Origin of the sequence: Candidatus Kuenenia sp., assembly GCF_039794105.1 — a bacterium.
GTDB lineage: Bacteria > Planctomycetota > Brocadiia > Brocadiales > Brocadiaceae > Kuenenia.
In genome coordinates, this window is sequence record NZ_JBDIWA010000004.1 from 15,004 (window position 1) to 27,835 (window position 12,832).

Here is a 12,832-nt window from a genome sequence, read left to right on the forward strand (position 1 = left end):
GCAGAATAAGGGGGTTTTCTATGGCTAGTTGTAGTAAATCTAAGGCGATAATGGTTGTGCTTGTAGGGCTTTTCGGTTTATTGTGCGTTGGCTTTGCGGTTTCTGTTACTGAAAAGTACCGGTTGCAGAAGGAACGAGTACACGGTCTTGAGAGACAGCTTCGGGCAGGACGTACGGAGGTATTAAAAGTTCCTGATTTGATGCAAAAATTAGATAAGGTTGAAGCATCTAAGAAAGAAATAGAGGGTACTTTTGCGGAATGTTCAGAAGAAAAAGAAGGGTTGTCCGAAAAGCTTGGCGAGCTAGAGGTTGAGGTGGGGTCTTTTGGTGCAGTGAAGGCCGCGGTTGGAATTCAGATTGCAGGATTGGAAACCATAATAAAGGAGCAGCAACAAAAGGTATCTGTGTCGGAAAAAAACAGCGCGGAGCTTGCGGGACAGATTGCCGCACTTCAGGAAATGCACAGTGCCACCGAAGAGAAGTTTAAGTTGCAGATAGACGATATAAAGCGCGGACAAGAAGAGGTAAAAAACCAGCTTATCTACTATACTGAAGCAAAGAAGATTTCGGATGTAGAGATTGAAGAAAAGAAGAAAGTTATTCAGGAGTTGGAAGCGGAGTTGGCAAGGTTGAAAAGCGGTGAAGAAACATCTTCAGCGCCGGTAGAAACACGCGCGGTAAGCCAAACACAGTGGGATCTAAATCTAACGGAAGAACTTGACAAGACGTTTACATTACTCCGCGAAAGGATATCTTCTCCTACCATGTCGCTCTCTGAAGTCAGCACATTGATTTCCAGAGCAGAACACACCTTAAAAAGGCTGAAGTAACGCTTTAATGTGTGTTTAGAGACAAAATATCAGCGACATTAAAAGGGAAACGGATAATTGATTATCTGTTTCCCTTTTTTATTTAGACTTACTGAAAAAACAAAACTCTCTCTTGAAAATAATTCGGGCTATGACATTACCAGCGTATCTTCCTCTTTTAATTACCGGGGTGAATGGCGTTCCCGGTTACAATGCATTTCGGCATTTTCATTCTCAATATCCGGAGCATGTAGTTGCAATTCGTCCCACCCGATATTGGCCATTGCGCGGGAATGGAATAATTCCGCTTGACATAGAAGATGTACAAGGACTTGCTGCCTTAATGAAGACATGGAAGTTTAATTCTATACTGCATGCGGCTGGGTCATGTGCATTGAAATCCTGCGAGTTGAATCCTGAAATGGCGTACCGGGTGAATGTTCAATCGGCAAAGAACATACTAAAGATAATCGGAGACCGTACCATTCGTCTCCTATTTCTTTCCACCGATTTAGTATTTCCTGGGAAATCATCGGGCTGTTACACGGAAGATGACGCCGTTTCTCCTGTCACGGTATATGGGAAAACCATGGTTATGGCAGAAGAAATTATAGCGCGCGAGTACCCTTCTGCGGCGATTTTCAGGATATCGCTCCCCATGGGAATTAGTGTTAATGGGCATGCAGGGGCAATTGATTGGATATTGTCACGTTTTAAAAAAAATAATCCGGCAACGTTATATTACGATGAAATCCGGTCTCCTTTTTATTGCGAAGATTTTAATAGCATTACAGAAATTGCTTTAGAGAACAAAATATGCGGAATATACCACCTTGGCGCTAACCGTTACCTCAGCCTCTACCAAATCGGACAGATAGTCAATAAGGTGGGAGGCTATTCTCCACGGTTGCTTAAAGGGTGTATGCGCATAGAAGCGGGACCTATGCCTCCCCGGGCAGGGAATGTTGCCATGAGTAATAAAAAACTCCTTGCTGCGTTAGGCTTTGATCCCTTTCGCAAATGGCCATATCATGAAAATCATGTCCCGGACAAACACGACTGGCATTATGATCGTCCCGACCATAATGTTTTTTATCCGGAACTGATTCACAAATATCTCTACCGAATCCCCATTGCATGTTGAATTTAGATCATGAAAACTCTTTGGGTGGTTCATCTGTGGATAAGATTAATGCAGGGGTGAAGCTTTTGCGATAAATTGTCATAAATGCATTCATACCCAAACTGATAATCTTAGGAAAAATGGCGACTACAGGGGCCATATCCAAAGGATCACAGGGACAGCGGTTGCCACGACCAGTACAGACAGCGGAAGCCCCATCCGCCAGTAGTCGCCGAATTTGTACCCTCCAGGCGCCATCACAAGGGTATTCGATTGGTGCCCGATCGGGGTAAGAAACGCACAGGAGGACCCTATGGCTACTGCCATCAGGAATGGATCGGAGGACAACTCCATGCCCTTCGCAAGGTTAACCGCTATCGGTGCTGCCAGAATTGCGGCAGCGGCATTGTTGACCAGATTCGACAGAAGCATCGTGGCCGTTACCAGGATAACAAGAGTCATTGCCGGCGATGCGGAACGGCCTACCGCCAGTAATTTGTAAGCTATTAACTGGGAACCGCCTGTACTTTCCAATGCCTGACCTATGGGCAGCATTGCAGCCAGCAACAGGATAACTGACATATCAATGCTTTTATAGATTTCAGATGGGGAAATTAGTCCGGCAAGCACCATGACGGCTGCGCCTCCAGCCAGTGCCGTAGCCGCCGGAAGGAGCTTGCAGGCGATCAATGCCAGCGTGACGGCAAAGATGCAGATTGCCAGAAGAACGTTACGCGGCTTGCCGATACGTAATCCACGCGATGCAAGCGGCAGGCATCCCAGGTCGTTCAGCGCGGACGGAAGAGATTCTTCGCGTCCCTGTATCAGCAGGATATCTCCGGTGACGAAACGAATCTTACCTAGACGCTCCCTCAGGCGGCGCCCCTGACGTGCAACTGCAAGTACGTTGATGCCATAGCGCTCGCGCAAATCGAGACTCGTCGCCGTTCTTCCGGCGAGCATAGACCCAGGAGTAACCGTGGCTTCAACAAGATTAAGCTCACCCTCACTGGCCTTTCCTTTATCCGCATTCCCGCCGGCTTCCGAGAGCTTAAGTCCGGTAACATCAATCAACGTCTTCAGGCTGTCTGAATCGGCTTCGACCTGCAGTATGTCATTTTCCTTTATGACTTCATACGTTGATGGCATCTGCTGTCTTCGTCCGGTGCGAACCAGGCCTATTACCACAACATCGGCGTCATTCCTGACAGCCGCAATCAGATCGTATAGCGTCCGGCCTGCAAATTTGCAGCCTTCCGGAACAAGAAGCTCGGTCAGGTAACTGCTGATCTCGAACAGATCAGCGGCAGAATCCTGTTCCTTGCGCTGTGGCGTCAGTCGCCAGCCGATGATTGAAATAAAGAAGAGGCCGCATATCGTTATGGCTGCGCCTACCGGAATAAAGTCAAACATGCCAAATGGTAATGCGCCGGATTGTTCGCGATACGCGGCAATGATAATATTTGGAGGAGTACCGATCAATGTGAGCGTACCTCCGAACAACGAACCGAAGGCAAGTGGCATAAGCAGGAATGATGGTGAACGACCTCCCCGGCGCGACATCCATATGGCAACCGGCATGAGTAGCGCCAAAGCGCCTACATTGTTCATAAATCCGGAACAGAGGGAGACAATCCCGGTGAGCGTTGCTACCTGGATCATGGGGTGGTTACCCACGCGCGTCAATTGGCGTGCAAGTGAGTCTACCACGCCGGCATTGAGCAACCCGCGGCTGAGCACCAGGACTGCTGCCACAGTAATGACTGCCGGGTGTCCAAAACCGGCAAACACCTGATCAGGTGGTACGAGTCCTGCAATTGCAACGATCAGAAGGGCAACCAGTGCAACGATATCGTAGCGCCACCGGTTCCATACAAACAAAATCAGCGTTGCCGTGAGAACAATAAACAAAATCAACAGTTTTGTATTCACGCCAAGCATTTTAAATTCCACAAACTGAAAGATTTAAGTTGTCCATCGCTTATCAAAAAAGTCTGTCTTGAAAGAATTATTTGGCGTTCAGGCATTCTACGAAACATGTCCCACATAAACGGCGATACCCAGGCATATACCCAGAACTGCTACGATAGTGTTTATCGCAAGTCCGCATTTTGTCCCATAGCCTGCAGGGTACTCTTCCGGTGTGAGCGTTTTAAGAACAGCAAGGTACTGACGGGAAGAGCAAAAAGCGGCAAACGTTCCCAACGCAATAAAGGCAAGCCCCACCCAAAATACCGTCCCAGTCTTATCGGCAGTCGCTCTTCCATGGGTAATCGCCTGTATCAGGATACTGGCCCGCTCTATGCCAAAACCAGATGCGATCATGACAATGCTGGTTCTAGTCCATGCTAACAATGTCCTTTCTGCCGCAAAAAAAACCCGTGGATCTTTGAGATCGGACATAATCACTCCTTGTCGCTTAACGGCCAATATCGGGCGGATTCACGATTTTTGTATGGCCGAAAACTATTTTTGCCGCTGTTTTGTTGGGTGCGCTTCGCACAGTAATCCAGTTGATCCCGATGGGGGCGGCAAAATAAAACTCCTGCTGCAACGGAATATAAAAAGGTCGTCGTTTCCTATCGTGGTCACGATATAAATTATAGGGTTAAAATTGAAGACTTGGGGCCACAGACGCCCCTAATATCATATTAAGCACGGACAAACGTTATTTTTTGTCCGTGCTGTCCAGAAACCCTCTTAAACAAAAATATCAATGATCGTCACACCCATAAGCCCCATGCTTATAATGCCATTTACGGTAAAAAAGGCCGTGTTGATTTTTGAAAGGTCCTTTGGTTTTACCAGTAAATGTTCATAAAAAAGCAAAACAGCGGCGAGGCATACGCCTATCAAATAAATAATCCCCAGGTCTGAGTATCTGGGAACGATAAACAACAGTAAGACCATAAAAAAATGCAAAATACCGGAGAGTACCAGTGCCCATCGAAGCCCGATTTTTTTTGGCAGTGAATGCAACCCCAATTTTTTATCATGGTCAATATCCTGGCACGCGTAAATAATATCAAAACCTGCCGTCCATAAAACCACGGCAAACGCCAGCATAAAAGGCGTGACGCCGAATCTACCCTGGATTCCTATCCATGCACCGATAGGAGAAAGCGCAAGCGCCAGACCAAGCACAAAATGCGATAGATTGGTAAACCGTTTGGTAAAAGAATAACCAAAAATAATAAGCATTGCCAATGGAGACATGTAAAGGGCAAGACGACTAAGCAGCCCCGCAAATAGAATAAAAAGACCCGTACATACCAGCGTAAATATCCAAACGTTTTTTTTACCAATTTTTTTCTGCAATTCAACACGATACGCCGTTCGGGGATTATGGATATCGTAATCAACATCAACTATGCGGTTAAAAGACATTGCGGCGCTGCGTGCCATCGCCAACGCTCCGACAATCAGAATTAATTGCCTCAAAGTCGGCATCCCGCCGGCAGCAATAAATGCACTCATTATTGCAAAGGGAAAAGAAAAAATAGTATGTGAAAACTTAATTAACTCAAGTATGGAAGAAATCTTTTTGTAAAGAATAGAAAAAATCATAGTATTAGCAAATATTCCCTGTATAAGCTTGTGCCGCTTCTTTTAATCTGCAATCTGTGTAATCGTTCGACTGAGCTCACGACGAAGTCTGTGTAATCTGTGGTTCCCCTTTTGTGTTTCGCGTTTCGTGTTTGTTTGGTTCTGGCTATGCCAGCTTAGGTTTAATGGTACCCCTGCCAACCTTCCCAAAAAATTTACGACATATTAGTGTTTTTCCCTAACCTTGTCCAGTTTTTATATCCAAAAAGGTTTTATTCACAGTTCTTCGTGTGCTTTACGTACTGTACTTCCTGTTTAAAATCTTTTTGGTTGTGGCTTTGATTCTCTACAAAATAAATCATCTGAAAAACTGAGAATCCGGGGAATGCTACTGCCATAGTGACAGCAATAAGAATTTCTACACAGTAAAAATGTCAAAATGACAATAATAAAAAATATTGACGAGTTTAATCTTTTTTTTATAAAATATTACCAACCCTAAAATAACAACATACGTATAAGTACCTTATCTGGTAAACGATATGATAATGTTGCACTATAGTTAATCAAACAAATGAACCTAAAACACGCAACATTTCAGCATGTGAAAACAGCGAACAACCTTATTCAGGGGTTAAGGCATAATATTTGCGCTACCCTCTTGCGGTATATTCTTTAAAAAACATTTTAAGAGTATAATAGGGCCATGGTAGCATTATACCCTCATGGTGCAGGTAGTTTTTCGCTTCTTATTACGGACGATGATAAATCGTGCCGCGATAGTTTACGGGAAATACTGGAACTAAAAGGCTACACCACTTACCTTGCAAGTTGTGGCAGAGAAGCGATAAAAATCGCCAGGTCTGAAGAATTGCATGTATTGATTTTAGACGCACATCTTCCCGACTATAGCGGCCTGGAGACATTTAATATAATCAAGAAGGAAATAAGCATTTCCATTCCCTGTATATTTATCTCAGGGGATATATCAAAAGAGCTGCAGATAAATCTTATTAATGCCAATGCTTATACACTGATACCGAAGCCCATCAATGTTAATATCTTCAGGGATTCCGTAGAACAGGTTATAGAGAAATACTACTGGAAATAATTTTTCAGTAGCACCATTTCACGCATTAAAACAGACAAAAAGCACCATTCTATTTTTTAGGGATAATTTTAGGTAAGAGGAGATCTAAGTTATGAATGTAAAACCTTTGGGAGAAAAAATCTTATTAAAACGCCTTGAAGCGGAAGGAAAGACTGCCGGAGGAATCTTACTGCCGGAAACGGCAAAAGAAAAACCGAAGCAGGGAACAATAATCGTTTTGGGAGACGGCAAACTGCTCGAAAATGGCGAACGGGCACGCTTCCAGGTAAAAAATGGCGATAAGGTGTTGTTTAATTCATATGGCAGCACGGAAGTAAAGATTGATGGCGATGAATATTTATTAATGTCAGAGGATGATATCCTTGCAGTGATTGATTAATTTTAGGGGGGGAAGAAATGGCAGCAAAAAAGATTATTTACGGGCATGAAGCCATGGAATCGGTGAGACAGGGAGTCAGAAAACTGGCGCATGCCGTCAAGGTTACGTTGGGTCCTAAAGGCAGGAATGTTATTATTGAAAAAAGTTTCGGGTCGCCGGTAGTGATCAACGATGGCGTTACCGTTGCAAAAGAAGTAGAGCTGGAAGACCCATACGAAGACATGGGTGCAAAACTTGTAAGAGAAGCTGCTTCAAAAACAAATGACATGGTAGGAGATGGCACTTCTACCGCCACTATCCTGGCGGAAGCTATTTTTGAAGAAGGTTTAAAAAATATTACTGCAGGTGCAAATCCTGTTGACGTTAAACATGGCATTGAAAAATCTGTTGAAGCCCTGTGCAATGAACTCTCCCGGATGAGTATCAAGATTTCAGGAAGGAAAGAGATATCTCAAATAGCGACAATTGCCGCAAATAATGACAGCGAAATTGGCAATCAAATAGCTGATGCCATGGAAAAGGTGGGGAAAGATGGCGTTATAACCGTCGAGGAAGGTAAAAGCCTGGAAACAACGGTAAAGCTTGTCGAGGGCATGCAATTCGACAGGGGATATCTCTCTCCCTACTTTGTCACATCGCCCGACACAATGGAAGTAGTATTTGAAAATCCTTATATCTTAATACACGAAAAGAAGATGTCGAATATAAAAGAACTGGTGCCATTATTAGAAAAGATTGCCAAGTCCGGCAAGCCATTATTGGTAATAGCAGAAGACGTTGAAGGAGAAGCGCTCAGTACGCTCGTAGTAAACAAACTCCGCGGAACCTTTCATTCTGCCGCAGTGAAAGCGCCCGGCTTTGGCGATAGAAGAAAGTCGATGATGGGAGACATTGCGGCCATTACCGGTGCAAAGGCAATTTTTGAAGATTTGGGAATACCGCTCTCCAGTATAGAACTTGCCGATCTCGGCGCTGCAAAAAAAGTGGTTATTGACAAGGAAAATACCACCATTACAGAGGGTGGGGGAGATTCAAAGGAGATACAGAGCAGAATTTCTCAGATAAAGGCAGAAATTGAAACAACAACTTCCGATTACGACAAGGAAAAACTGCAGGAAAGACTGGCAAAACTCTCCGGCGGTATCGCACAAATCAATGTAGGCGCCGCAACGGAAGCAGAAATGAAGGAGAAAAAGTCGAGGGTAGAAGATGCAATGCATGCCACCAGGGCTGCAACGGAAGAAGGTATTTTGCCGGGGGGAGGCGTTGGTTTAATAAGGGCGTCCAGCGTTTTAGACGGACTCTCGGTAAAAGGAGACGAACAGATAGGAGTAAACATCGTTCGCGCTGCTATTGAAACCCCGATCAAACAAATTGCGAGAAATGCCGGACTGGAAGGAGAGGTTATACTGCAAAAGGTAAAGGAAGGCACGGGGAACTTTGGGTACGACGCCTTTCAGGGCAAATTTGCAGACATGATCGAAATAGGCGTTGTTGATGCAACAAAGGTTACAAAAGTTGCCTTAAAAAATGGGGCAAGTATCGCCGCCTTATTGCTTACTACAAATGCGATAATCGGAGAAATACCGGAAGAGAAAGAGGGCGCCGGAGCATCAGCATCAGCTCATAAGCATTAATTGACATAGTTACCATGAGGGAAAAGGCGTTGCGTGCAAACATGCAACGCCTTTTTTTTATTTTAATAAATTGCATTTTCATAACCATTCATTATTATAGACGCTAAAATAACGTCCTATTGATAGCGCATGTAATCCACGTAAGCCCACAACCAAAGATAACCACCCCTCTCTTTTCTCCCCGACAAGGAGGAGGGATAAAGAGGAGGTAAATACTTGCAGGAAAATACGTTTTTACCAGGTAACACGATAGCTACTAAAACTTCGGAGTAACTGCCTGCCGGATAACTTTCGGGAAATGATATCAATGAAGAAAAAATATTCACACTTCTCAAATAACTAATTTGCATGACACCTTTATGACAACAGATAGCCGCTATAAACAATATCAATCTCCTCTTTCTGAAAGATATGCAAGTAAAGAGATGTGCTATATCTTCTCAGACCACTACAAATTCAGCACGTGGAGAAAACTCTGGATAGCGCTCGCCGAAGCACAGCATGAACTGGGATTGCAGACCATCACAGAAGCGCAAATCAGTGAAATGAAACGTTTTCAGGATACCATTAATTTTGAGACGGCAAGAGAATACGAAAAGACCCTGCGACACGACGTAATGTCTCACATTCACGCATACGGTGAACAGTGTCCTGCGGCAAAGCCCATTATCCACCTTGGTGCAACGAGTGCTTATGTACAGGACAACACAGATCTGATCCAGATGAGGGATGCACTAAACCTTCTCCTTGCAAAACTAATCAATATAATAAAAATCCTCTCCGACCGGGCAATAGCCTATAAAGAAATTGCGGCTTTAAGTTTTACCCATTTCCAATCCGCGCAGCCAACAACTCTGGGAAAACGTTTTTGCCTGTGGCTGCAAGATTACCTTTTCGATATCGAAGAGATTGAAACTAGGGTTGAGAAACTGCGTTTTCTTGGCGCAAAGGGAACGACCGGTACGCAAGCAAGTTTTATGTTACTTTTTAATAATGATACCGAAAAGGTCCGGAAACTAGACGATCTTGTAACAAAAAAAATGGGATTCGACCACTTTTACCCGGTGACGGGGCAAACTTACCCGCGCAAAATTGATAGTCAGATAATGTTTTGCCTGGCAGGCATTGCACAATCATCATACAAATTTTCCAATGATATCCGGTTGTTGCAGCATATGAAGGAAGCGGAAGAACCGTTTGAGAAAGACCAGGTTGGGTCTTCCGCAATGGCGTACAAAAGGAATCCCATGCGCTGTGAACGAATAGCGGCTCTTGCGCGTTATGTCCTTTGTAACTGCTTAAACCCGGCATTTACCGCGGCTTCACAATGGTTCGAAAGGACATTGGACGATTCCGCCAATAAGCGAATTTCAATCCCGGAGGCATTTCTTGCAGTTGACGGCATATTGAATATTGTGCTAAACGTTGCCGCAGGATTGAACATCTATCCACAGGTTATTGCCGGCAATCTTCAAAATGAATTGCCTTTTATGGTCACGGAAAATATACTAATGGAAATAGTAAACGCCGGTGGTGACCGCCAGGAGTATCACGAAAGGATTCGAAAGCATGCAATAGCATCCGCAGACAGGATGAAAAAAGAGGGCGCCAAAAACGACCTGCTGGAAAGAATCGCAGAAGACCCGGCCTTTTTCATAATACGAGCGAAGGTGGGGGAGATTTCTGATCCTCACAGGCTTACCGGAAGATCCGTACAGCAAGTGGAAGAGTTTATAACACAGGTAGTTTCACCCATTTTAAAACAAAATAGCCAGCGTATTGATAAAAAATGGATACCAACGCTGCACGTATAAAACAATACTGCTATTACAAAACATGCCTCTTCGGAGAAAACAATCGGCATACTCGCCCACTTTCATGTTGATCACGGACAGAAAGCAGAGCCGGCTGCCGTTAATTAACGCTGTAAAACTAGCGCTAAAAGGTGGCGTTAACACAATACAACTGAGAGAAAAAGACTTGCCAACCAAGGATATTTATTCCTTGGCATGCGAACTAAGGGCGATTACGCATGATCTTAATGCCAGTTTGATTATTAATGACAGGGTAGATATTGTTCTTGCGGCAAATGCGGATGGCGTTCATTTGGGATGGCAGTCCATGCCGGTTAACAGTGTAAGAAATCTCATTGGTTTTGAAAGAATAATTGGCATATCCGCACATAATCTGCAGGAGGCCCTGCAAGCGCGGGACTCCGGTGCGGATTATATAACCTACTGCCCTATTTTCAAGACGCCTTCTAAAGAAGGGGTAGTAGAACCAACAGGCACAGAAGCGATCCGGGAATTAAAAGAAAAAATCAAAATCCCCATAATTGCGCTGGGTGGCATTACTGTAGATAATGCAGAAAGTGTTATGACAAGCGGGGCAGACGGCATTGCCGTTGTATCAAGCGTACTGAAATCGGATAATCCGGAAAATACCGCACAGAGACTGTGCTCCATAATACGGCATTATAGTAAAATGCCGGGCTGAAATTAAAAAATAACCCAAGCTGGCATAGCCATAATCAAACAAGCAAAAAGCACGAAATACGAAACAAATTCTAATGACAACTGGAAATTGTCATTTGTAGTGCGACGAGGTTCGTCGCGCTACATTGTTGGAATTTTTCAAAATACCAAATTGTTACAGCATCTTTCGTATTCCGTGCTTCGTATTGTTGCTTGCCTGTGCGTGATCGCACGCAGACAGGGATGTTTTAGATGTGTTTTGAATTTTATGCTTTGTCATTAGGATTTGTTTCGTATTTCGTATTTAGCATTTCGTATTTTACCATTAAATATTTTGCCAAAAAATACAAAGAAATTACTGATAAGGCACTATATTCCAAAAAGAAGGAGGTGTTAAAAACATTATGCAATTGCTGGAAAAATTACACTTTAATGAAAAGGGGCTTATCCCATCTGTGATAGCCGATGTTGCTGACGGGAAAGTGCTTACGCTATGTTATATGAATAAAGACGCCGTAGTAAAAACGGCTGAAACGGGGAAAATCCACGTGTTTCGCCGTTCTCAAAACCGGTTAATGCTGAAGGGAGAAACATCCGGGCATATTCAGTCCGTTAAAAGAATATACTTCGACTGCGAAGGCAACTCCCTGGTTTTTATGGTGGAACAGCATGTAGCGGCATGCCATGCCGGCTATAAGAGTTGTTATTACAGGGAATATATCCCACAGACAGATAGTATTCAGATTGCGGAAGAAAAGGTATTTGATCCTGAAAATGTTTATAAATAGCCTGTGAATACAATCTGCACGTATTCGTAAAAAAACGAACCCGCCGCAACGTATCCTGTTTTCACAGCGTATTTATAAGGCTTTTAGATGCTTTGGCGTTACCCTGACTTACAGAAAAAACCCTTGAAAACAATAATATCTGATGTTATAGTCTACCATTATTGTTTTTGGCAGTTACATACTTGCTATCCTTATTTTTGCGAAAACTAAACCCGTGGGAGAAAAAATATGTCTAAATACAGGAAATTTGTAAAGTTTTTCCTTTTAGCGGTATTTGTTGGAATGACGGGTTGTGCCGAATTGGACGAACTGAGGGTTTTGAACAGGCGGCAAGCGATTACAATAAGAGACCAATCCGATGAAATTGCCAGATACAGGAATCAACTTGCATCAATGTCAGAAAAAATCAGAGCCAGCGAAGAAGAAATGGAAAAACTCCGAAAACTGGCAGAATCAATTGGCGGCGGTGTTTCTGTCAGGGATACCGTTGAAGGGCCTGTAATCCTTTTCCCTGAAATGATTCTGTTTGACTCCGGAATGGCAACCATCAAGGCGCAAGGAGAGGAAGCGTTGAGAAAAATGGCCAGGTTTTTAGAGGAAAATCCCGCCAGTTCCCTGCGAATAGACGGGCACACCGACAGCGATCCCATTATAAAAACAAAACACTTGTGGGATTCAAACCATCACTTATCCGCTGCCCGCGCGTTAAGTGTCTTTCATTTTTTAACAAAAAAAGGAAACATTCCGGAGCAAAGGATACATATTGCTGGTTTCGGGCCGAACCGTTCTATAGCACCAAACACTACTCCGGCTGGAAAGAAGGAAAACAGGAGAGTTGAATTTTTAATCTTACCAACGGTAGCATCCTTACCTCCAAAAGAAGTCTTGTTTCGTGAGTAACACCGGCAATAATTGAGAACGAAAGAACCTATAATGCGTATTCGCAGAAACCGGGTATTTCTAAC

The 12,832-nt window shown here is 43.9% G+C and carries 12 protein-coding genes; 9 read left to right on the forward strand and 3 right to left on the reverse strand.

All coding sequences use genetic code 11. The annotated features are described in order from the left end of the window. Nucleotides 1–20 precede the first annotated feature (20 nt). Together ABJL82_RS03815 and ABJL82_RS03820 are read left to right on the forward strand one after the other, a co-directional pair. Complete coding sequence (locus ABJL82_RS03815; protein WP_347273389.1) at nucleotides 21–830, forward strand: hypothetical protein; 810 nt, start codon at nucleotides 21–23, stop codon at nucleotides 828–830. Between the two features lie 130 nt (nucleotides 831–960). Next, the gene (locus tag ABJL82_RS03820; RefSeq protein WP_347273390.1) at nucleotides 961–1,953 is read left to right on the forward strand and encodes a sugar nucleotide-binding protein; all 993 of its coding nucleotides are present in this window, start codon (nucleotides 961–963) and stop codon (nucleotides 1,951–1,953) included. 126 nt (nucleotides 1,954–2,079) lie between these two features. Here ABJL82_RS03820 and ABJL82_RS03825 read toward each other — a convergent pair whose 3' ends face one another. From ABJL82_RS03825 to ABJL82_RS03835, 3 genes are all read right to left on the reverse strand, one after another. Next, nucleotides 2,080–3,864 carry an SLC13 family permease gene (locus tag ABJL82_RS03825; protein ID WP_347273511.1) on the reverse strand — a complete coding sequence of 595 codons (1,785 nt, stop codon included), beginning with the start codon at nucleotides 3,862–3,864 and terminating at the stop codon, nucleotides 2,080–2,082. A 96-nt stretch (nucleotides 3,865–3,960) separates the two neighbouring features. Then, nucleotides 3,961–4,335, reverse strand: coding sequence for a DUF202 domain-containing protein (locus ABJL82_RS03830; RefSeq protein WP_347273391.1), 375 nt, complete (start codon nucleotides 4,333–4,335; stop codon nucleotides 3,961–3,963). Between the two features lie 297 nt (nucleotides 4,336–4,632). Further along, complete coding sequence (locus tag ABJL82_RS03835) at nucleotides 4,633–5,499, reverse strand: 4-hydroxybenzoate octaprenyltransferase (RefSeq protein WP_347273392.1); 867 nt, start codon at nucleotides 5,497–5,499, stop codon at nucleotides 4,633–4,635. A 685-nt stretch (nucleotides 5,500–6,184) separates the two neighbouring features. On the opposite strand from ABJL82_RS03835, the gene ABJL82_RS03840 reads away from it, so the two are divergent. The 7 genes from ABJL82_RS03840 (at nucleotide 6,185) to ABJL82_RS03870 (ending at nucleotide 12,767) form a co-directional block, all read left to right on the forward strand. Further along, nucleotides 6,185–6,589 (forward strand): response regulator, encoded by a 405-nt coding sequence (locus ABJL82_RS03840; RefSeq protein WP_347273393.1) that lies wholly within the window; start codon nucleotides 6,185–6,187, stop codon nucleotides 6,587–6,589. A gap of 91 nt (nucleotides 6,590–6,680) precedes the next feature. Then, entirely contained in the window at nucleotides 6,681–6,968 is a 288-nt protein-coding gene (locus ABJL82_RS03845) for a co-chaperone GroES (protein WP_347273394.1), read from the forward strand. A gap of 17 nt (nucleotides 6,969–6,985) precedes the next feature. After that, nucleotides 6,986–8,605 (forward strand): chaperonin GroEL, encoded by a 1,620-nt coding sequence (groL, locus tag ABJL82_RS03850; RefSeq protein WP_347273395.1) that lies wholly within the window; start codon nucleotides 6,986–6,988, stop codon nucleotides 8,603–8,605. A 359-nt stretch (nucleotides 8,606–8,964) separates the two neighbouring features. Further along, complete coding sequence (gene purB / locus ABJL82_RS03855) at nucleotides 8,965–10,419, forward strand: adenylosuccinate lyase (protein WP_347273396.1); 1,455 nt, start codon at nucleotides 8,965–8,967, stop codon at nucleotides 10,417–10,419. A gap of 64 nt (nucleotides 10,420–10,483) precedes the next feature. Next, nucleotides 10,484–11,101, forward strand: a complete 618-nt coding sequence (gene thiE, locus ABJL82_RS03860; protein ID WP_347273397.1) for a thiamine phosphate synthase — start codon at nucleotides 10,484–10,486, stop codon at nucleotides 11,099–11,101. 382 nt (nucleotides 11,102–11,483) lie between these two features. Next, complete coding sequence (locus ABJL82_RS03865; RefSeq protein ID WP_347273398.1) at nucleotides 11,484–11,867, forward strand: phosphoribosyl-AMP cyclohydrolase; 384 nt, start codon at nucleotides 11,484–11,486, stop codon at nucleotides 11,865–11,867. 228 nt (nucleotides 11,868–12,095) lie between these two features. Beyond that, entirely contained in the window at nucleotides 12,096–12,767 is a 672-nt protein-coding gene (locus ABJL82_RS03870; protein WP_347273399.1) for a flagellar motor protein MotB, read from the forward strand. Nucleotides 12,768–12,832 lie beyond the last annotated feature (65 nt).